16 protein-coding genes are annotated in these 21,624 nt (G+C 68.2%); 9 read left to right on the forward strand and 7 right to left on the reverse strand.

Annotation, left to right across the window (positions count from 1 at the left end; genetic code table 11):
• Window positions 1–311: 311 nt before the first annotated feature.
• From CFB39_RS04035 to fahA, 5 genes are read left to right on the forward strand one after another with little or no spacing between them, the layout of a single operon-like run.
• Window positions 312–1,973: an FAD-dependent oxidoreductase gene (locus CFB39_RS04035; RefSeq protein WP_089472229.1), complete on the forward strand. Its 1,662-nt coding sequence runs from the start codon at window positions 312–314 to the stop codon at window positions 1,971–1,973.
• A 28-nt stretch (window positions 1,974–2,001) separates the two neighbouring features.
• Window positions 2,002–2,232, forward strand: a complete 231-nt coding sequence (locus CFB39_RS04040; protein ID WP_069247256.1) for a DUF2783 domain-containing protein — start codon at window positions 2,002–2,004, stop codon at window positions 2,230–2,232.
• Window positions 2,229–3,590 carry an MFS transporter gene (locus tag CFB39_RS04045; RefSeq protein ID WP_089472230.1) on the forward strand — a complete coding sequence of 454 codons (1,362 nt, stop codon included), beginning with the start codon at window positions 2,229–2,231 and terminating at the stop codon, window positions 3,588–3,590. Before CFB39_RS04040 ends, CFB39_RS04045 begins: the two co-directional genes overlap by 4 nt.
• Window positions 3,591–3,605: 15 nt before the next feature.
• Window positions 3,606–4,940, forward strand: coding sequence for a homogentisate 1,2-dioxygenase (gene hmgA, locus CFB39_RS04050; protein ID WP_089472231.1), 1,335 nt, complete (start codon window positions 3,606–3,608; stop codon window positions 4,938–4,940).
• Window positions 4,937–6,241: a fumarylacetoacetase gene (fahA, locus tag CFB39_RS04055; RefSeq protein ID WP_089472232.1), complete on the forward strand. Its 1,305-nt coding sequence runs from the start codon at window positions 4,937–4,939 to the stop codon at window positions 6,239–6,241. Before hmgA ends, fahA begins: the two co-directional genes overlap by 4 nt.
• Window positions 6,242–6,392: 151 nt before the next feature.
• On the opposite strand, the gene CFB39_RS04060 is transcribed toward fahA, so the two are convergent.
• The 5 genes from CFB39_RS04060 to CFB39_RS04080 form a co-directional block, all read right to left on the reverse strand.
• On the reverse strand, window positions 6,393–7,553 hold the full coding sequence (locus CFB39_RS04060) for an MFS transporter (protein ID WP_089472233.1): 1,161 nt from the start codon (window positions 7,551–7,553) through the stop codon (window positions 6,393–6,395).
• Between the two features lie 93 nt (window positions 7,554–7,646).
• Complete coding sequence (locus CFB39_RS04065; RefSeq protein WP_089439331.1) at window positions 7,647–8,816, reverse strand: MFS transporter; 1,170 nt, start codon at window positions 8,814–8,816, stop codon at window positions 7,647–7,649.
• A 240-nt stretch (window positions 8,817–9,056) separates the two neighbouring features.
• Entirely contained in the window at window positions 9,057–9,821 is a 765-nt protein-coding gene (bluB, locus tag CFB39_RS04070; protein ID WP_089472234.1) for a 5,6-dimethylbenzimidazole synthase, read from the reverse strand.
• A 180-nt stretch (window positions 9,822–10,001) separates the two neighbouring features.
• The gene (locus CFB39_RS04075) at window positions 10,002–11,000 is read right to left on the reverse strand and encodes a 2-hydroxyacid dehydrogenase (protein WP_089430677.1); all 999 of its coding nucleotides are present in this window, start codon (window positions 10,998–11,000) and stop codon (window positions 10,002–10,004) included.
• A 30-nt stretch (window positions 11,001–11,030) separates the two neighbouring features.
• Window positions 11,031–12,014, reverse strand: a complete 984-nt coding sequence (locus CFB39_RS04080) for a LysR family transcriptional regulator (RefSeq protein ID WP_089472235.1) — start codon at window positions 12,012–12,014, stop codon at window positions 11,031–11,033.
• 753 nt (window positions 12,015–12,767) lie between these two features.
• Here CFB39_RS04080 and CFB39_RS04085 point away from each other — a divergent pair.
• A complete protein-coding gene (locus CFB39_RS04085; protein WP_089424620.1) occupies window positions 12,768–13,979 on the forward strand; it encodes an alanine--glyoxylate aminotransferase family protein in 1,212 nt (403 codons plus the stop codon).
• Between the two features lie 29 nt (window positions 13,980–14,008).
• Here the strand turns inward: CFB39_RS04085 and CFB39_RS04090 are convergent, their stop codons facing one another.
• Window positions 14,009–14,944: a helix-turn-helix domain-containing protein gene (locus tag CFB39_RS04090; RefSeq protein ID WP_069247267.1), complete on the reverse strand. Its 936-nt coding sequence runs from the start codon at window positions 14,942–14,944 to the stop codon at window positions 14,009–14,011.
• Between the two features lie 136 nt (window positions 14,945–15,080).
• On the opposite strand from CFB39_RS04090, the gene CFB39_RS04095 reads away from it, so the two are divergent.
• The gene (locus CFB39_RS04095; RefSeq protein WP_089472236.1) at window positions 15,081–15,971 is read left to right on the forward strand and encodes a DMT family transporter; all 891 of its coding nucleotides are present in this window, start codon (window positions 15,081–15,083) and stop codon (window positions 15,969–15,971) included.
• 122 nt (window positions 15,972–16,093) lie between these two features.
• Here the strand turns inward: CFB39_RS04095 and CFB39_RS04100 are convergent, their stop codons facing one another.
• Window positions 16,094–17,308 carry an MFS transporter gene (locus CFB39_RS04100; protein WP_089472237.1) on the reverse strand — a complete coding sequence of 405 codons (1,215 nt, stop codon included), beginning with the start codon at window positions 17,306–17,308 and terminating at the stop codon, window positions 16,094–16,096.
• Window positions 17,309–17,646: 338 nt separating this feature from the next.
• Here CFB39_RS04100 and xdhA point away from each other — a divergent pair, with 338 nt between their 5' ends.
• The gene (xdhA, locus tag CFB39_RS04105) at window positions 17,647–19,197 is read left to right on the forward strand and encodes a xanthine dehydrogenase small subunit (protein WP_089472238.1); all 1,551 of its coding nucleotides are present in this window, start codon (window positions 17,647–17,649) and stop codon (window positions 19,195–19,197) included.
• An 18-nt stretch (window positions 19,198–19,215) separates the two neighbouring features.
• Window positions 19,216–21,579, forward strand: a complete 2,364-nt coding sequence (gene xdhB / locus CFB39_RS04110) for a xanthine dehydrogenase molybdopterin binding subunit (protein WP_089472239.1) — start codon at window positions 19,216–19,218, stop codon at window positions 21,577–21,579.
• The last annotated feature ends 45 nt before the right edge of the window (window positions 21,580–21,624 follow it).

The following is a 21,624-nucleotide window of genomic DNA, read 5'->3' on the forward strand; positions in this document are numbered from 1 at the left end:
AGCAGCGCCGGCCAAGCTCGGCTCGGCGTTTCGTTCATATGGTTATCCCGTCGTCGACGTTTCGGCTAGGGTTTACGTTGATTTCACTATTCGTAATTGGTTTTACTATTCGTAAATCCAGGATTTGTCGCCGATCAAGAAATGCGGCATGCGGGCGCCGCGAGACGGCGCCGTTCACGAATCAACAGGAAGCAAGGAGCGAGACGTGGCGGTTGACAGGAATGGCACGCGGGAGAGCGGCGCGGCGCGCCGGCAGGCGACGGGCGGGATGACGGGCGTGCCGGCCCGCGCCCGGCAGGGGTGAGGAGCGGATGGCGACCATGAGCATCGATTACCAGACGCTGAAGTTCGACTACCGCCCGCGTGCGCAGGACACGACCGTTCACCCGGTGATCGTCGTCGGCGCGGGCCCGGTGGGCCTCGCGGCCGCGATCGACCTCGCGCAGCAGGGCGTGAGCGTCGTGCTGCTCGACGACGACGACACGCTGTCGACCGGCTCGCGCGCAATCTGCTTCGCGAAGCGCACGCTCGAGATCTTCGACCGGCTCGGCTGCGGCGAGCGCTTCGTCGACAAGGGCGTGAGCTGGCACGTCGGCAAGGTGTTCCTGCAGGACGAGCAGCTGTACGCGTTCGACCTGCTGCCCGAGGAAGGGCATGCGCGCCCCGCGTTCATCAACCTGCAGCAGTACTACGTCGAAGGCTACCTGGCCGACCGCGCGTTCGAGCTGCCGAATATCGACATCCGCTGGAAGCACAAGGTCACGGGCATCGACCAGTCGGCCGAACACGCGGTGCTGACGATCGAAACGCCGGAGGGCGTCACGACGCTGCGCGCGCAGTACGTGATCGCGGCCGACGGCTCGCGCAGCCCGATGCGCACGATGATGGGCCTCGAAAGCCACGGCCGCACGTTCAAGGACCGTTTCCTGATCGCCGACGTGAAGATGAAGGCGGAGTTTCCGACCGAGCGCTGGTTCTGGTTCGACCCGCCGTTTCACCCGAATCAGTCGGTGCTGCTGCATCGCCAGCCCGACAACGTATGGCGCATCGACTTCCAGCTCGGCTGGGATGCCGACCCCGTCGCCGAGAAGCAGCCGGAGCGCGTGATCCCGCGCGTGCGTGCGCTGCTCGGGCCGGACGTCGAGTTCGAGCTCGAATGGGTGAGCGTCTATACGTTCCGCTGCCAGCGGATGGACACGTTCCGGCACGGCCGCGTGCTGTTCGCGGGCGATTCCGCGCACGGCGTGTCGCCGTTCGGCGCGCGCGGCGCGAACAGCGGCGTGCAGGATGCCGACAACCTCGCGTGGAAGCTGAAGCTCGTGCTCGACGGCCGCTCGGCCGACAGCCTGCTCGACACGTATGCGAGCGAGCGCGAGTTCGCGGCCGACGAGAACATCCGCAACTCGACGCGCTCGACCGACTTCATCACGCCGAAAAGCCCGGTGTCGCGCGTGTTCCGCGATGCGACGCTGAAGCTTGCGCGCGACTGCGAATTCGCGCGCAAGCTCGTGAACAGCGGCCGCCTGTCGGTGCCGGCGGTGCTCGCCGATTCGCCGCTGAACACACCCGACCGCGACGGCGACGCCTTCGCGGGCGCGATGCGTCCGGGCGCGGCGGCGGCCGACGCGCCGGTGCGTGCGCAGGGCGCGTCGAGCTGGCTGCTGCAGCATCTGGGCAGCGGCTTCACCGGCATGCTGTTCGGGTTGCCGGGCGATGCGGCCGCGCTCGCGCAGGCGCTCGACGGCCTCGCGCTGCCGGTGCGGCCCGTGCTCGTCGTGCCGGCCGGGCACGCGCAAGCGGTCGCGGGTGTCGTCGTCGTGGAGGATGTCGACGGCTTCGCCGCGCAACGCTACGACGCGAAGCCCGGCACGTTCTACCTGCTGCGTCCCGACCAGCACGTGTGTGCGCGCACGCGCACGCTCGACCGTCAGGCGCTGGCCGACGCACTGGCGCGCGCGACCTGCGCACGTTGAAAACGATAAAGACACCGGAGACTCCGTCATGCCCCCACTCGACACCCGCCCGCGCCTGGCTGATCCGGACGCGTTCTACGAAGCGCTGATCGACATGCATCGCGACCTGTCCGACGCCGACAGCCAGCTCGTCAACGCGAAGCTGATCCTGCTGCTCGCGAACCAGATCGGCGACGCCGACGTGCTGCGCGAAGCGATGGCGCTCGCGCGCCAGGGCGTGACGCCGCCCGTGCATCCGGCCGCTGAGGTGACGCAATGAGCGCGGCGCCGGCCGACGCGCGCGTGCTCGAAGTCGAGCGCGTGATCGACGAGACCCATCGCCCGGGCTTCCACTGGATGCTGCTCGTGTTGTGCGGGCTGTGCCTCGTGATCGACGGGTTCGATGCGCAGGCGATGGGCTACGTCGCACCGAGCGTGATCGCCGAATGGGGCGTGCCGAAGCAGGCGCTGGGGCCCGTGTTCAGCGCGAGCCTGTTCGGGATGCTGCTCGGCGCGCTCGGGCTGTCGGTGCTGGCCGACCGGATCGGGCGGCGCCCGGTGCTGATCGGCTCGACGCTGTTCTTCGCGGTGACGATGCTCGCGACGCCGTTCGCGGGTTCGATCCCGGTGCTGATGGCGCTGCGCTTCGTCACGGGCCTCGGCCTCGGCTGCATCATGCCGAACGCGATGGCGCTGGTCGGCGAGTTCAGCCCGGCCGCGCATCGCGTGAAGCGGATGATGATCGTGTCGTGCGGCTTCACGCTCGGCGCGGCGCTCGGCGGCTTCATCAGCGCCGCGCTGATTCCGGCGCTCGGCTGGCGGTCGGTGTTCTTCGTCGGCGGCGCGGTGCCGCTCGTGCTGACGATCGCGATGGTCGCGCGGCTGCCCGAGTCGCTGCAGTTCCTGGTGCTGAAAGGGCGCGTCGCGCAGGCACGCGCGTGGCTCGCGCATTTCGCGCCGCAGGCCGGCATCGATGCGAACACGCGGATCGTCGTGCGCGAGCGCGCCGCAACCGGCGCACCGGTCGCCGAGCTGTTCAGCCACGGCCGCCTGCCGGTCACGCTGCTGCTGTGGGCGATCAGCTTCATGAACCTGATCGATCTGTACTTCCTGTCGAACTGGCTGCCGACCGTGATGCGCGACGCGGGCTATTCGCCGGGCACGGCGGTGATCGTCGGCACGGTGCTGCAGACGGGCGGCGTGATCGGCACGCTGTCGCTCGGCTGGTTCATCGAACGCTACGGCTTCGTGCGCGTGCTGTTCGCCTGCTTCGCGTGCGCGGCCGTGTCGGTGGGGCTGATCGGCTCGGTCGCGCATGCGCTGCCGTGGCTGCTGGTGGTGGTGTTCGCGGGCGGGTTCTGCGTGGTCGGCGGGCAACCGGCCGTGAACGCGCTCGCGGGCCAGTATTACCCGACGTCGCTGCGCTCGACGGGCATCGGCTGGAGTCTCGGCATCGGCCGGATCGGCTCGGTGCTCGGGCCGCTCGTCGGCGGACAACTGATTGCGCTCAACTGGTCGAACGGTGCGCTGTTCCACGCGGCCGCGGTGCCGGTGCTGTGCTCGGCGCTGTTCGTCCTCGGGCTTGCCGGCGTAACGCGGCGAAGCGGCGCGCAGGCGCCGAACGCCGCGATGAATTGAGGGAGAAAGGAAACGATGACGCTTGACCTGTCGAGGCCGGCAACCGCCGGCTACCAGAGCGGTTTCGCGAACGAATTCGCGACCGAGGCATTGCCCGGTGCGCTGCCGCACGGCCGTAACTCGCCGCAGCGCGCGCCGTACGGGCTGTACGCGGAGCAGCTGTCGGGCACGGCGTTCACCGCGCCGCGCGGCCACAACCGCCGCTCGTGGCTGTACCGTATCCGCCCGGCGGCCGTGCACCGGCCGTTCGAGCCGTATGCGGGCCCGCAGCGGCTCGTGTCGGAATTCGCTGATTCGGCCGACGTGCCGCCGACACCGCCGAACCAGCTGCGCTGGGATCCGCTGCCGATGCCGGTCGAGCCGACCGATTTCGTCGACGGGCTCGTGACGATGGCCGGCAATGGTTCGGCCGCCGCGATGAACGGCTGCGCGATCCACCTGTACGCGGCGAACCGCTCGATGCAGGACCGCTTCTTCTACAGCGCGGACGGCGAATTGCTGATCGTGCCGCAGCAGGGGCGGCTGTTCATCGCGACCGAATTCGGCCGGGTCGACGTCGAGCCGTTCGAGATCGCGGTGATCCCGCGCGGCGTGCGTTTTGCCGTCACGCTGCCGGACGGCGACGCGCGCGGCTATATCTGCGAGAACTTCGGCGCGCAACTGCGCCTGCCGGATCTCGGCCCGATCGGCTCGAACGGTCTCGCGAACCCGCGCGACTTCCTGACGCCGCAAGCCGCATACGAGGACCGCGAAGGGGCGTTCGAACTGATCGCGAAGCTGAACGGCCGGCTGTGGCGCGCGGACATCGGCCATTCGCCGCTCGACGTCGTCGCGTGGCACGGCAACTACGCGCCGTACAAATACGACCTGCGCCTATTCAATACGATCGGCTCGATCAGCTACGACCATCCCGATCCGTCGATCTTCCTGGTGCTGCAGTCGCAGAGCGACACGCCGGGCGTCGACACGATCGACTTCGTGATCTTCCCGCCGCGCTGGCTCGCGGCCGAGGATACGTTCCGCCCGCCCTGGTTCCACCGCAACGTCGCGAGCGAATTCATGGGGCTCGTGCACGGCGCGTACGACGCGAAGGCCGAAGGCTTCGTGCCGGGCGGCGCGAGCCTGCACAACTGCATGTCGGGCCACGGGCCCGACGCGGACACGTTCGAGAAGGCGTCCGCGAGCGACACGACGAAGCCGCACAAGGTCGACGCGACGATGGCGTTCATGTTCGAAACCCGCACGCTGATCCGGCCGACGCGCTACGCGCTCGACACCGCGCAGCTGCAGGCCGACTACTTCGAATGCTGGCAAGGCATCAAGAAACATTTCAATCCGGAGCAACGATGAGCGATACCCAAGACTGGCGCGCGACGCTCGACCCGGCCCGCAAGAGCTGGGTCGAGACGGCGAACGATCCCGCCTGCGATTTCCCGATCCAGAACCTGCCGTTCGGGATCTTCAGCGATGCGAAGCAAGCGTCGCGCCGTGCGGGCGTGGCGCTCGGCGACCAGATCGTCGATCTCGCTGCGCTCGCGCGTGCGGGCCTCGTGACGCTGCCGGCCGGCGCCGACGTGTTCGCCGCGCCGACGCTCAATGCATTCATCGCGCTCGGCCGCGACGCATGGCGCAGCGTGCGCGTGCAGCTGTCCGATCTGTTCTCGCGCGACAACGCGCGGCTGCGTGACGATACGGCGCTGCGCGCACAGGTGCTCGTCGCGCAGCGCGACGCGACGCTGCATCTGCCGGTCGAGATTCCCGGCTATACCGATTTCTATTCGTCGAAGGAGCACGCGACCAACGTCGGCTCGATGTTCCGTGATCCGAAGAATGCGCTGCTGCCGAACTGGTCGGAGATGCCGATCGGCTACAACGGCCGCGCGTCGTCGGTGGTCGTGAGCGGCACGCCGGTGCGGCGCCCGAGCGGGCAACTGAAGCTGCCCGACCAGGAGCGCCCGGTGTTCGGTGCCTGCCGCAAGCTCGACATCGAACTGGAGACGGGTTTCATCGTCGGGAAGGGCAATGCGCTCGGCGAGCCGATCGCGTGCGAGGACGCGGAAGCGCATATTTTCGGCATGGTGCTGCTGAACGACTGGAGCGCGCGCGACATCCAGCAGTGGGAATACGTGCCGCTCGGGCCGTTCAATTCGAAGGGCTTCGCGACGACCATCTCGCCGTGGATCGTCACGCTCGACGCGCTCGAACCGTTCCGCGTCGCGCAGCCGGAGCAGTCGCCGCAGCCGCTCGCGTATCTGCAGCATGCGGGCAAGCATGCGTTCGACATCGCGCTCGAAGTGACGCTGCGCGCGGAAGGGGCGGCCGAAGCCACGTCGATCAGCCGCACGAACTTCAAGCACATGTACTGGACGATGGCGCAGCAACTCGCGCATCACACGGTTGCTGGCTGCAACACGCGCGTGGGCGACCTGATGGGTTCGGGCACGATCAGCGGGCCGACGAAGGATTCGTTCGGCAGCCTGCTCGAACTGACGTGGAACGGCAAGGAGCCGATCGCGCTGAACGGTGGCGGCAGCCGCGCGTTCATCGAGGACGGCGACGAGCTCACGCTCGCCGGATGGTGCCAGGGTGACGGTTATCGGGTCGGCTTTGGCGCGTGCGTCGGCAAGATCCTGCCGGCGTTGAAGGCGTAACGCGCAACGTGGCGCACACGTGAGCATGACGGCCCGCATTGCGCGGGCCGTCGTCGTTTTCGCAGTGTGACCGGTGTATCGGTGGACGGGCGGCGCGTGTTCGTGCCGTCGTCGCTTGGGCGGCGCGCGGCGGTATGCTCGCGCCCCGGTGTCAGACCGCGCGTTGCGGCGCGACGCGGCGCTCCCACATCGCGGCCGCGACGAACGCCGCGACACAGACGACCAGCACGCCGACCAGCGCGTGGCTGCCCAGTTGTTCCATCAACGCGCCGGCGACCAGCGGGCCGCCGAAGCTCGCGGCGCTCCACGACGCCGACACGAGCGAGCTCGCGGTGACGAGCGCCGCACCGCGGAAGCGTTCGCCGCACGCGACGAGCGACAGCGTGTAGATGCTGCCGGCCGCCGCGCCGAGCACGAACAGCAACGGCCAGCACAGCCACGGATTGGCGATCACGAACGGCAGCAGCGGCAGGCCGGCGAGCACGATCCAGCCTGCGCCGAGGTGCACGCGTTCGCGGCCGAGCTTGTCCGCGAGCCAGCCGATCGGGAACTGCATCGCGGTATCGCCGAACAGCATGATCGACGCGAGCAGCACGGCGGTGGCGCTCGCGACGCCGTGATCCATCGCGTAGAGGGGCAGCAGCGACAGCGCGAGCGTATCGAACAGCGCGAAGAAGCCGGTGCCGATGATCAGCGCGGGCATGCGCGGCAGGATGTCGAGCCAGCGGCCGTGTGCTTCGTGATGCGCGTCGTCGCCGGCGAGCGGCGCGCGCCGGATCGTCGCGAGCGTCGGCAGCGCGAGCAGGAACAGCGCGCCGCACAGCGCGAAGCGGATGCTCGTCGCCCCGGCGATCTGGCTCACGAGCACGGGGCCCGCCATCTGGAACAGCGTGAAATTGGTCGCGTAGATAGCGACGACGCGGCCGCGCGTCGAATCGTCGGCGAGCTGGTTGACCCACGCCTCGCCGATCGTGAACAGCAGCATCAGCGCGGCGCCGCACAGCACGCGCAGCGCGCCCCACAGGATCAGGTTCGACGTGAACTGCATCAGCGCGGTGGCTGCCGCGAGCAGCACGACGGACACGACGATCGCGCGGCGCGAGCCGATGTGCCGCGCGAGCGCGGTGACGAACGGGACGATCGCGAGGCCGCCGAGGGCCTGCGCGGCCGTCAGCATGCCGACGACGTTGGTGCCGTGTCCGGCTTCGGTCAGTGCGAGTGCGGTGAGCGGCAGCGTGGCGCCGGTGCCGAGACCGACGACCGCGACGCTCAGAATGAGTGCGAGGAAATCGCGATTAAGAATGGCTTTCATCGGCGGGGATGCTACACCGCGGACCTTGAAAGGTCCATGAAGGCCATCAGCTTTGAGTGGAGTTGTGCTCGCAACGATTTCAACAGGGTTGCGTCACACGTACTCGGTCGGCACGGCCACCGGTCGACGTTCGAGCGACGCCGACCACAGCGTGAGCGCGAGCGCCGCGACGGCCATCGCGACGCCGACCCACGGCAGGTTCACGAGCGACACGCCGGAGCCGATCGCCATCCCGCCGAGCCAAGCGCCCGTCGCGTTGCCGAGGTTGAACGCACCCTGGTTCAGCGTCGACGCGAGGTTCGGCGCGTCGCTGGCGCGGTCGACGATCAGGATCTGCAGCGGCGGCACGATCGCGAACGCGAGGATGCCCCACACGAAGATCGTCGCGAGCGCGGCGAACGGCAGGTGCATCGTGCCCGCGAACAGCGCGAGGACCACGCCGATCAGCGCGAGCGTCGCGATCAGCGACGGCATCCGGCGCCAGTCGGCGAGCTTGCCGCCGAGCGTGCCGCCGACCGTCAGCCCGAGGCCGAACAACAGCAGCACGTAGGTGACCTGGCGCGGCGAGAAGCCCGTCACGTCCTCGAGGATCGGCGTGATGTACGTGAACACGCTGAACAGGCTGGCCGAGGCGAGCACGCTGATGCCGAGCACCATCAGCACCTGCGGATGTTTCAGCACGCTGAATTCGCGCGTGATGCTGGTGTCGGGCATCGCGAGATGCTTCGGCAGGCAGACGGCGAGCGCGGCGGCCGCGGCGATGCCGATGCCGGTGACGGCCCAGAACGTCGCGCGCCAGCCGTATGCCTGGCCGAGTGCGGTACCGAGCGGCACGCCGAGCACGTTCGCGAGGGTCAAGCCGGTGAACATCAGTGCAATCGCCTGCGCGCGACGGTTCGGCGCGACGAGGTTGCTCGCGACCACCGAGCCGATTCCGAAGAACGCGCCGTGGCAGAACGCGGTGACGACGCGCGCGGCCATCAGCACCGCATAGCCCGGGGCGATCGCGCAGAACAGGTTGCCCGCGATGAACAGCCCTATCAGGCCCATCAGCGCGCGCTTGCGCGGCATCTTCGCGGTGACGATCGCGAGGATCGGCGCACCGATCGTCACGCCGAGCGCATAGCCCGACACGAGCATGCCGGCAGCCGGGATCGACACGCCAAGATCGCGCGCGACATTGGGCAGCAGCCCCATGATCACGAACTCGGTGGTACCGATTCCAAATGCGGCGACGGCGAGGGCGAAAAGAGGTAAGGGCATCGCGGTGGGCTCGGGAAAAGCCGCCGCTCGGGCGGGCGCAGGATGCGCGGGACGGGCGGGCGGTAAGGCGAACGACAGCCGCGATTCTACTTCAGTGAAAACCCCTATGCTCGGGGCCAAAACGGTTGTTGCCGGCGTGCGACGGGATTGCCCGCGTGGCGCTCACAGTGTGGGATTCGGCGGGCTTTGCGGCGGTGAAATTGCGGGGGCCGGAACGATGACGGCGGGGGGGGGGGCTCGTCAGGCGATGCGTTCGGGGGACCCGCCGACGCTCGTGGTCGAAGCGCTTGCCGAGCCGGCCCTGGTTTCCGTGGCCGCGTCCGCCACGTCGGCGGGCGACGAAGGCGATCCTGCGGCCTCGATCGCGGCCGGATCGTCCCAGCCGTTTTCGAACAGGCACGCCTCGATCGGCATCCGCGCGGCCCAACGTTCCTGCTCGAGCATCGGCTTCGCATAGAACGCGTCGACGTGCCCGACACACAGCACCGCGATCGGCTTCGCGCCGTCGGGCATCCGCAGCAGCGCGCGCAGCGCATTGACGTCGAACAGCGATACCCAGCCCATCCCGAGCCCTTCGGCGCGGGCCGCGAGCCACATGTTCTGGATCGCGCAGGCCGCGGACGCGAGATCCATCTCCGGCAGCGTGCGACGCCCGAACACGTGGCGCTCGCGGCCGTCGGCGAGCGCGACGACCAGCAGCTCGCCGCATTCGCGCACGCCTTCGACCTTCAGCCGCATGAATTCGTCCTGGCGCTCGCCGAGCGCGTCGGCGGTCGCACGGCGCTCGGCCTCGACCAGCGCATGGATCGCGGTGCGCAGCGCCGGATCGGTGATGCGGATGAAGCGCCACGGCTGCATGAAGCCGACGCTCGGTGCGTGATGCGCCGCGCGCAGCAGGCGCGCGAGCACGGCGGAATCGACGGGCGCCGGCGTGAAGTGGCGCATGTCGCGCCGTTCGAAAATGGCGCGGTAGACGGCGGCGATGTCGGAATCGTCGAAACGCATGGACGGGAGGGGGCGGGATAACGTCGGCGCAACGATAGCAGACGGCACACGCGCCGCGTTACATCATTTGCAACAAAGCGCGAAATTGTTGATGCAAAAGGTCGTGTTTTCAGCGGCGATCAAAAGCAAACGATTGCGGTATCGCTTGCAGCCATGAAATGAGCCGGTTTCGTCGATTTCTCAGCGATTCGCGGTCACGACGTTCTGCGGCGTGCCGGCATGCCACGCCTCGATGTTCAACAACGTGGTGTGCGCGATCTCGGCGAGCGCCTCGCGCGTGAAGAATGCCTGGTGCGACGTGACGATCACGTTCGGGAACGTCAGCAGCCGCGCGAGCACGTCGTCCTGCAGCGGCAGGTCGGAGTGATCCTCGAAGAAGAGCCCGCTTTCCTCTTCGTACACGTCGAGCCCGAGATGGCCGAGCTGGCCGCTCTTGAGCGCGTCGACCAGCGCCTGCGCATCGACGAGGCCGCCGCGCCCGGTGTTGATCAGCATCGCGCCGTGCTTCATCCGCGCGAGCGTCCGTTCGTTGATCAGATGGTGCGTCGACGGCAGCAGCGGGCAGTGCAGGCTGACGATGTCGGCGTGGTGCAGCAATTCGTCGAGCGCGACATAGCGTGCGCCGAACGCGATCAGCTCGTCGTTGTACGGCGGCACCGAGTGCGCGAGCACATGCATTCCGAAGCCCATCATGATCTTCGCGAACACGCTGCCGATGATGCCGGTGCCGATCACGCCGACGGTCTTGCCGTGCAGGTCGAAGCCAAGCAGGCCGTTCAGCGAGAAGTCGCCCTCGCGGGTGCGCGCGACGGCGCGCGGCAGGCGGCGGTTGAGGGCGAGGATCAGCGCGACCGCGTGCTCGGCAACCGCGTGCGGTGAATAGGCGGGCACGCGCACGACCGTGATGCCGAGCCGCTCGGCGGCGGCCAGGTCGACGTGGTTGAAGCCCGCCGAGCGCAGCGCGATCAGGCGCGTGCCGCCGTCCGCCAGCCGTTCGAGGACGGCCGCGTCGACGGTGTCGTTGACGAACGGGCAGACGACGTCATAGCCATGCGCGAGGATCGCGGTTTCCGCGTCGAGGTGTGACGGCTGGAAGTGCAGCCGATAGCCGAACCGCCGGTTGGCGGCAGCAAACGAATCGTCGTCGTACTGCCGGCTGCTGAACAGGATCACGCGCACGCTGCACCTCCGAAGGCTGACGCGCGCAGTTTACTGCAGCCCCGTGACGATGTCGGAGCGGTCGGGCCCGCGCGACGGCCGCAGGAAGCCGTAATCGGTGCGTTCGCGGGCGGGCTGCGCGCTGAAGTGATCGAGCGCGTGCTCGACGAAGCTGCGCGTGCGGGCCGGCACGTACTGGCGGTTCGGATAGACGAGCGACAACTGCGTGTCGGGATCGTCGATCCGGTAGCCGGCCATGAGCCGCACGAGCGCGCCGCTGGCGAGCGCGCTGGCGACGCACGGCTCGGGCAGCACCGCGATGCCCGCACCGGCCACGGCGGCCGCGTGGACGAGCGCGAGCTGGTTGACCGTGCAGGTCGGGCGCACCGTGACGGAATGCGCGACGCCGTCGTGGCCGACCAGTTGCCACGCGGGCGCATGCTGGTGCGGTGCGAGCGTGACCCAGTCGTGGCCCGGCAGGTCGTCGGGCAGGCGCGGCTCGCCGCGTCGCTCGAGATAGGCCGGCGCAGCTACCGCAACGAACGGATTCGGTGAAAGGGCGTGGCCGACCAGCGTCGGGTTGCCGTCGAACCGGTTGCCCGTGACGATGCCGACGTCGTACCCGGAATCGAGTACGTCGAGCGGCCCCTCGGCGACGGTCAGCTGCACGCGCAACTCGGGGTAGCGGCGCCGGAAGCTGCTGACGAGCGGCGTCAGCGCAAGCGGCGACAGCAGGCCCGACGCGACGACGCGCAGCGTGCCGGCCGGTTCGCGCACGGCATGCGCGACGGACGATTCGAGGTGGTCGAATTCCTCGAGCAGCGCCCGGCACCCTTCGAGGTAGCGCACGCCGGCCTCGGTGAGCGACAGGTTCCGCGTGGTGCGGTGGATCAGCCGGGTGTTCAGGTGGCCCTCGAGCATCGCGATCGAACGCGTGACGAGTGCATTGGACACGCCGAGATGGTGCGCCGCGCGCCGGAAGCTCTGTTGCTCGGCGACGCAGACGAATACACGCATGGTCTGAATCTGGTTCATGGCTTGCGTATTTCTGGCCCGGTTGATTGATTATGGTTGTGGCTTTACGCCGCGCGACCTCGAAAGCGCATCGCGCGGCCCTCAGTTTTTCGTCGTATCGAAAATTCGTTTTCTTCGATTCCGCAGACGATTGTTCAATACAGCGCGATATCCGTCAACCTGAGAAAAGCGGCGGGTTGCGGAAAATCGAAATCGGGAGTAACGCGTTAAACGCAGTGCTGTCTGGCATGCCTGCCGTTCAAAGGTGGCGCGATATTGGATAAGCATGTTGGGTGAGAATAATGTTCATTTAATTCAATGGGTTGTTAGCTATTTGTGTGAATTTTTTCAGGTATTGCCAGGAAGCGTGCCCCAATTCATGCCACGATAATGGATGTTTTTTGTCATGCGAGAGTTTTGGGTATCGGATTCTGGGTGATGATTTTCATCACGGTTCTGGTCTATTTCAATCGATACGGAAGTCGCGCTGAAGCGGCGATGTCGACGGAGCGCGATGTTATTGACGGAGAAAATCGTGCGCTTGACGCACGAGTGGAACCGTTTCACACCCTGGCCGGCAATCCATTTTCAATCCGGATGGCCGGCGTGCGACCCGCGCACGGCCGGCTGGCCCGGTCCGGCGACCGGGCCACCGTCGCGCTGTCCGGCCGCGCGTGCCTCTTGCGCGAGGCGGCGGAACGCGGAATGATCGATCAGTTCGCCATGCAGCGCGGCGGGCGCTCGTGCACTTCCTTTCCTCACCTTTTACCAGCCATGTCCATCGATTACTCGCCGATTCCCTGTCCCGTCGTCGTGCCGCTCGACGCGATCCTGCCCGAAGAACCGCTGCTGATGATGGGGGCCGGCCCGGTCCCGATCCCGGCCGCCGTCGCGAAGGCGAACACGGTCGTGATCAACCACCTCGGCGCGACGATGGCGAAGATCATCGAGCAGGTGAAGGAGATGGCGCGCTACGTGTTCCAGACCCGCACGAAGTGGGTGCTCGGCGTCGCGGGCCCCGGTTCGGCCGCGATGGAAATGGCGATCTCGAACCTCGCGTGGCGCGGCACGCGCGTGCTGTCGATCCGCAACGGTTTCTTCAGCGCGCGGATGGCCGAGATGGCCACGCGCGTCGGCGCCGACGTCGCGACGCTCGAAGTGGCCGACCGCGCGGTCGCCAGCCTCGACGAGATCGCGGACGCAATCGCGCGCGAGCGGCCCGAGATCGTCACGATCGTGCAGGGCGAGACGTCGAACACCGTGTGGAATCGCGACCTGCGCGACATTGCGGCGCTCGCGAAGGCGGCCGGCGCGCTGGTCGTGGTCGACGCGGTGTGCACGCTGTCGACGATGCCGCTCGAGATGGACGCGTGGGGCATCGACGCGGTGATCACCGGCGGCCAGAAGGGGCTGTCGTCGATCCCGGGCGTGTCGCTGATCGCGTTCTCCGACGCCGCATGGGACCGCATGAAGCAGCGCCCCGAACCGAATGCGCACTGGTGCCTCGACATGGCGCTTGCAGAAAACTTCTGGCACAACGCGGGCTATCACTACACGGCGCCCGTGTCCGGCGTGCTCGCGCTGCACGAAGCGCTGCGGCTCGTCTGCGCGGAAACGCTCGAAAGCCGCTTCGCGCGCCACCTGCGCTGCTCGCTCGCGCTGCAGGCGGGCGTCGAGTCGATGGGGCTCAAACTCTACGCACCGAAGGACTGCCGGCTCAATTCAGTGGTCGGGATCGAGACGCCGGAAGGGCTCACGCCGGGAATGGTCTGCGGCCATATCTCGAAGCAGTACCAGGTCGAGATTTCGGGCTCGTTCGGCTTGCCGATCGTACGGATCGGGCAGATGGGCGAGCAGTGCCGCGAACACAACCTGTTCCGCACGCTGCATGCGTTCGGCCGCACGATGGTCGACCTGAAGGTGCCGGTCGACCTGCCGGCCGGCGTCGCGGCGCTCGAACAGGAACTGTCGCGGCGCGGCGCGTAAGCAGGGAAACGGGGAAAAAGGGGCCGCGCTCAGCGGCCCTGCATCGCGCGCCGGTACGTATTCGGCGTCGTGCCATGTGCGTCGCGAAAGCGATGGCTGAAGTGGCCGGCGTTCGCATAGCCGCAGTCGGCCGCGATCTGCGCGAGCGGCAGCGCCGTCGTGCGCAGCAGCTCGCGCGCCCGCGCGAGGCGCTGTTCGGCCACCCACGCGTGCGGCGCGCGGCCGAACGACAGCCGGAACATCCGCGAGAAGTGGTACTCGGACAGCGCGGCGACGTCGGCGAGTTCGCCGAGCGTCAGCGGTTGCGTCAGGTACGTGTCGATGTAGTCGCGCACGCGGCGGCGCACGGCCGGTGCGAGCCCGCCGCGGAACGACGTGTCGGTGCGGGTCGTGCTCTGTCCGCGCAGCAGCAGGCTCAGCACCTCGTGCGCGGTCTCGTTCACGCGCAGCCGTTCGTCGGCATCGTCCCAGCCGTCCAGCGCGAGCGAGCGCAGCAGCGCGGCGACGCGCGCATCCTCGAAGTAAGTGCGGTCGGCGAGCTTCAGCTCGCGCGGCTCGCGGTCGAGTTCGCGGATCGCACGCTGCGTGAAGTGTTCGGGCAGGAAATACAGGTGGATGAAGTGCATCTCGCCGCGCACCCACCAGCGCGATTCATGGTCGCCCGGCAGCGCGCACAGCAGGCTCGGCGCGCCGTAGCGCGGCACGCGCTGGCGTTCGGTCCGGTAACCGCCGTCGAGGTAGCACGACAGCGTGTGGTGGCCCGGCTGCTCGTAGACCGTCTCGCTTTCGTCGGTGATCCGCGTCCATTCGGCGATCGCCAGATGGTCGCCGAGCCACGCGAAGCGCTCGAGCGTCGCGTTCGCGTCCGCGAGCGTGCGGCAGACCGACTGCAGGCCGAACGGCAGATCGCCGCCAGCCAGGGCGGCGGGGTGGTCGACGGGGGGCGCGGAAAGGGAGAGGCTCATGATGGGCCGAGTATAAGCGGGCGCGCGGCGCCGCGTGCGGCGGCCCGAAAAAGACCGCAATTCCGGACAATCGGCGCGCGCCGGGCGGCGGCATAGTCGGGATCCGTTTCACCTGCTTTTGGGATCGTTTGCCGCCATGAACCTGTCGCTTTATTTCGTCACCGTGTTGATCTGGGGCACCACCTGGATCGCGATCAAATGGCAGCTCGGCTCCGTGCCGCCGCCCGTGTCGATCGCATGGCGCTTCTGGCTCGCGGCCGCCGTGCTGTTCGCGTTGCTGCGCGTGATGCGCCGGCCGGTGCGCCCGCCGCGCGAAGCGTGGCGCTTTCTCCTCGCGCAGGGCTTCGCGCTGTTCTGCCTGAACTTCCTGTGCTTCTACTATGCGGAGCAGGTCGTGCCGAGCGGCCTCGTCGCGGTGATCTTCTCGACCGCGCCACTGCTGAACTCGATCAACGGCCGCCTGTTCATGGGCCGTCCGCTGCGGCCGTCGGCGATTGCCGGTGCGCTGCTCGGGCTGGCCGGCATCGCGTGCCTGTTCTGGCAGCAGATGGCCGGCCATCTCGACGACCACGCGACGTGGACGGGGCTCGCGATCGCGTTCGCGGGCACGATGTGCTTCTCGATCGGCAACCTGCTGTCGAGCCGGATGCAGTCGATGGGTCTGCACCCGCTCGCGACCAACGGCTGGGCGATGCTGATCGGCGCGGCGATCCTGACCGTCGGCAGCGTGGTGGCGGGGATGCCGTTCACGCTCGACACGAGCCCGCGTTATCTCGGCGCGCTCGTCTACCTGGCCGTGCCCGGCTCGGTGATCGGCTTTACCGCGTATCTGACCCTCGTCGGCCGGATCGGGCCGGAGCGCGCCGCGTACTGCACGGTGCTGTTCCCGATCGTCGCGCTGGCCGTGTCGACGGTGTTCGAGGGCTACCAGTGGTCGCCGCTCGCGGTGGTCGGGCTGCTGCTGGTGGTGGCCGGCAACCTGGTCGCGTTCGACCTGACGCGGCGGTTGTTTTTGCGGACGGCATGACCGGCTTGCCCGCCGCACCGGCCCCGGCCGAATACAAAAACGCCCGCGCGATGCGGGCGTTTTCTATTGGGCGCCCGGCGGCGTGATATCCGCGACCGGCCCCCTTGTCACGAACAGCGCGATCATGCCGCCGCGCCGCTTCCCTCGACCCGCGCCTGCCGCTGGTACAGCACCATCGACAGCGCGACGCCCGCGGCAGCCGCCACCGCCGCGAACAGGAACACCTGCGGATAGCCGAACGCGCCCGCGACATAGCCGGCGAGCGGGCCCGTGATGCCGAGCGACAAGTCGAGGAACACCGAGTACGCGGACAGCGCCGCGCCGCGGCTCGCAGGCGGCACGAGCGCGACGGCCTCGACGCCGAGCGCCGGGAAGATCAGCGCGAAGCCGAAGCCGGTCAGTGCGGCGCCGACGAGGGCGATGTGCGGCACCGGCGCGAGCCACAGCAGCAGCAGGCCCGAACATTCGAATGCGAACGACACGATCGCGACGCGGAAGCCGCCGTAGGTCTTGATCGTGTTCGCGAACAGCAGGCGCGCGCCGATGAACAGCGTGCCGAACACGGTCAGCGACAGGGCGGCGTTCGGCCAGTGGCGCGCCGCGTAGTACAGCGTGACGAAGGTCGCGATCGAGCCGAAGCCGGCCGAGCCGAGCGCGAGGCCGAGGCCGTGCGGCAGTACCCGCGTAAACACGCTCGCATACGACATCCGTTCGCCGTGCACGAGCGGCACCGAAGCGATCAGGCGCGCGAGGTAGAAGCCGATCGCGGCCAACGCGATCACGAGCACGCCGATCAGCGCCGGATTCAGCGTATTCGCGATCGCGACGCCGACCGGCGCGCCGAGCGCGAGCGCGCCGTAGGTCGCGATGCCGTTCCACGAGATCACCTTCGCGTTGTGCGTGACGCCGACCCGGCCGATGCCCCACAGGATCGCGCCGGTGCCGCACAGGCTCTCGCCGATGCCGAGTACGAGCCGGCTCGCGACCAGCAGCACGAGGCTCGCGACCGGCCAGTGTGCGAGCAGCAGCGCGACGAGCAGCAGCACGCCCGACACGCCGCAACCGACCAGCCCGCGCAACACCGTCTGCTTCGGGCCGAGCGTATCGGCCAGGCGCCCGGCCAGCGGACGCGACGCGAGCGTCGCGAAATACTGGACGCTGATCGCGCCGCCCGCGACGATCGCGGAAAAGCCGAGGTCGTCATGGACGAAGCCCGGCAGCACCGCGAGCGGCAGCCCGATAGTCAGGTAGCAGATGAACGTGAAGCAGACGACGGACACGATTTGCAGCGTGACCGCGAACCCGCTGCGCGGCGGTGTGGCGGAATCGGTTGACATGGGGTCGGAACGAATGAACGAAACGGGCAGAGGACGGCGAAAAAGGGAATCGGGATTTTCCCATGGAACCGGTTTTCACGCAGGTACCATTTAGTTAATCGCGACCTGTTTTCGAGGATCCCGGGCGGTCGCGGGGAAACAGGGAAGGGGCTGGGAGCGCCGTGTGTAAAGGCCGTCGAGCCGGCCCGGCGCTCATATCGCGGCAGTTATATGGGCCCCATGCGTGATGGGCTATGGGTTGCGAAATTTGATGGTGATAGCGTGCAAACTGTCAGAAAAACGTCGGTCGAGCGCACAGCGCGGGCCGCCTTGCCCCCCATTTGAAGAACCATCGAGACATGAGTGAGCCGATCCGCTTCTACCATCGTCACGCGATCCGCGAAGTCAGCGGCGCGGACGTTACCCGCACCGTGCTGCAATACCTGCGCGAGGACGCGCATTGCACCGGCACCAAGGAAGGCTGCGCGGAAGGCGACTGCGGCGCGTGCACGGTCGTCGTCGGCGAGCTGACCGACGCCGGCGCGGTCGAGTTCAAGGCCGTCAACGCATGCATCCAGTTCCTGCCGACGCTGGACGGCAAGGCGCTGCTGACGGTCGAGGACCTGCGTCAGCCGGACGGTGCGCTGCATCCGGTGCAGCAGGCGATGGTCGACTGCCATGGTTCGCAATGCGGGTTCTGCACGCCCGGCTTCGTGATGTCGATGTGGGCGCTGTACGAGAAGCACGGCCACGAAGGCTGCGGCCGTGCCGGCACGTGCGCGAAGGCGAAGGACGTGCCGTCGCGCACCGAGATCGCCGATGCGCTGACGGGCAACCTGTGCCGCTGCACCGGCTATCGCCCGATCGTCGATGCGGCCGTGCAGATGTTCGACGCGCCGGCGCCGTCGGCGCCGGTCGACACGGCCGCGCTGGCCCGCACGCTCGCGTCGCTCAAGCGCGACGATACGTTCGACTACACGACGATCAACGGCGCGCGCTTCGCGGCGCCGCGCACGCTCGACGCGCTGGCCGCGCTGAAGGTCGAGCGGCCCGACGCGCGCATCCTGGCGGGCAGCACCGACATCGGCCTGTGGGTCACCAAGCAGATGCGCCGGCTCGACGACCTGATCTACGTCGGCCAGATCGCCGAACTGCAGAACATCGTGCACGGCGACGACTGGATCGAAATCGGTGCTGGCGTGACGGTCGAGAAAGGGTATGCGGCGCTGGCCGGCCCGTATCCGGAACTGACCGAGATGTGGAAGCGCTTCGCGTCGCTGCCGATCCGCAACGCGGGCACGATCGGCGGCAACGTCGCGAACGGCTCGCCGATCGGCGATTCGATGCCGGGCCTGATCGCGCTCGGCGCGCGCGTGGTGCTGCGCGGCGGCGACACGGTGCGCGAGCTGCCGCTCGAGGCGCTGTACACGGGTTACCAGCAGAAGGACATGGCGCCGCACGAATTCGTCGTCGGCCTGAAGGTGCCGACCCGCACCGGCGCGCGCGAGAAGCTGCAGTTCCGCACGTACAAGCTGTCGAAGCGGTTCGACTCCGACATCTCGGCCGTGTGCGCGGCGTTCGCGTTCATCGCGGACGGCGACACGATCCGCGAGCCGCGCATCGCGTTCGGCGGGATGGCCGCGACGCCGAAGCGCGCGACCCAGACGGAAGCCGTGCTCGACGGCGCGCAGTGGCACGAAGCCACCGCGCAGGCGGCGATGCAGGCGCTCGAGCGCGACTACCAGCCGCTGTCCGACATGCGCGCGACGAGCACGTACCGTCTCGATACCGCGAAGAACCTGATGTATCGATTCTGGCTGGAGACGCGCCCGCACGACCCGCTGCCGCCGCAAGCCCTGAATGTGCGTGAAGTGGCCGCCGAACTCGGCACCGACGCGGCGCGCGTCTGAAGACGGAGAACACCGAACATGAACCAGCAAGCAGAACCGTTCCTGAGCACCCTCGACCCGCAAGCCGACGCCGCGCAGGTCCACGTATCGCGCGCGCACGAATCCGCGCACCTGCACGTCAGCGGGCGTGCCACCTACACCGACGACATCCCGGTCGTCGCGGGCACGCTGCACGCGGCGCTCGGCCTGTCGGCGAAGCCGCACGCGAAGATCGTGTCGATGAACTTCGACGCGGTGCGCGCGACGCCGGGCGTGGTCGCCGTGTTCACGGCCGACGACATCCCGGGCGTCAACGATTGCGGCCCGATCATCCACGACGATCCGGTGCTCGCGAAGGGCATCGTGCAGTTCGTCGGCCAGCCGATGTTCATCGTCGTCGCGACGTCGCATGAAACCGCGCGGCTCGCCGCGCGCCGCGCCCAGGTCGACTACGAGGAGCTGCCGGCGATCCTCACCGCGCAGGAAGCGCGCGCGGCCGAAACCTACGTGATCCCGCCGCTGAAGCTCGCACGCGGCGACGCGGCCGCGCGGCTCGCCGTCGCGCCGCACCGCGAGTCGGGCGAAATGCTGCTCGGCGGCCAGGAGCAGTTCTACCTCGAAGGGCAGATCGCGTACGCCGTGCCGAAGGACGACGACGGGATGCACGTGTACTGCTCGACGCAGCACCCGAGCGAGATGCAGCACCTCGTCGCGCACGTGCTCGGCGTCGCGTCGCACAACGTGCTGGTCGAATGCCGCCGGATGGGCGGCGGGTTTGGCGGCAAGGAATCACAGTCGGGCCTGTTCGCGTGCTGCGCGGCGCTCGCGGCGTGGAAGCTGCTGTGCCCGGTGAAGCTGCGTCCGGACCGCGACGACGACATGATGATCACCGGCAAGCGGCACGACTTCCATTACCGCTTCGACGTCGGCTACGACGACGACGGCCGCATCGACGGCGTCGCGCTCGACATGACGTCGCGCTGCGGCTTCTCGGCCGACCTGTCGGGCCCGGTGATGACGCGCGCGGTGTGCCACTTCGACAACGCGTACTGGCTGGGCGACGTGAACATCGCCGGCTACTGCGGCAAGACCAACACGCAGTCGAACACCGCGTTCCGCGGGTTCGGCGGCCCGCAGGGCGCGTTCGCGATCGAGTACATCCTCGACGACGTCGCGCGCGCGCTCGACCGCGATCCGCTCGACGTCCGCTATGCGAACCTGTACGGCAAGACCGAACGCAACGTCACGCCCTATGGGCAGACGGTCGAGGACAACGTGCTGCAGGAGCTGCTCGGCGAACTCGAGGCGACGAGCGACTACCGCGCGCGGCGTGCGGGCGTGCGCGAATTCAACGCACGCAACGCGGTGCTGAAGAAGGGCATCGCGATCACGCCGGTGAAGTTCGGCATCGCGTTCAACGTCACGCACTTCAACCAGGCCGGCGCGCTGGTGCACATCTATACCGACGGCTCGGTGCTCGTGAACCACGGCGGCACGGAGATGGGCCAGGGGCTCAACACGAAGGTCGCGCAGGTCGTCGCGCACGAGCTCGGCATCCGCTTCGGCCGGATCCGCGTGACGGCGACCGACACCAGCAAGGTCGCGAACACGTCCGCGACCGCTGCGTCGACGGGCTCGGACCTGAACGGCAAGGCCGCGCAGGATGCGGCTCGCCAGTTGCGCGAGCGGCTCGCGGTGTTCGCGGCGAAGCAGTTCGGCGACGGCAAGGTCGATGCGGCCGACGTGAAGTTCGCCAACGACTTCGTGTGGGTGGGCGGCAACGGCGTGCCGTTCGGCGAAGTGATCGCGAAGGCGTACCTCGCGCGCGTGCAGCTGTGGTCCGATGGTTTCTACGCGACGCCGAAGCTGTATTGGGATCAGTCGAAGCTGCAGGGCCGGCCGTTCTACTACTACTCGTACGGCGCGGCCGTGTCGGAAGTCGTGATCGACACGCTGACGGGCGAGATGCGCACGCTGCGCGTCGATGCGCTGCACGACGTGGGGGCGTCGCTGAACCCGGCGCTCGACATCGGCCAGGTCGAAGGCGCGTTCATCCAGGGGATGGGCTGGCTCACGACCGAGGAGCTGTGGTGGAACAAGGGCGGCAAGCTGATGACGCATGCGCCGTCGACGTACAAGATCCCGACGGTGAACGACACGCCGCCGGAATTCAACGTGCGGTTGTTCAAGAACCGCAACGTCGAGGACAGCATCCACCGCTCGAAGGCCGTCGGCGAGCCGCCGCTGCTGCTGCCGTTCTCGGTGTTCTTCGCGGTGCGCGATGCGGTGGCCGCGGTCGGCGACTACAAGGTGAACCCGCCGCTCGATGCGCCGGCGACCGGCGAGTCGATCCTGCGTGCGGTCAGCGCGGTGCGTGCGGCACGCGCCGGTCAGGCAGGCTGAGATGAAACGGCCCCCGAGCTCACTTCGTTCGCTGTCGACGGGAGT

It is taken from the genome of Burkholderia sp. AU6039 (assembly GCF_002223365.1).
Taxonomy (GTDB): domain Bacteria; phylum Pseudomonadota; class Gammaproteobacteria; order Burkholderiales; family Burkholderiaceae; genus Burkholderia.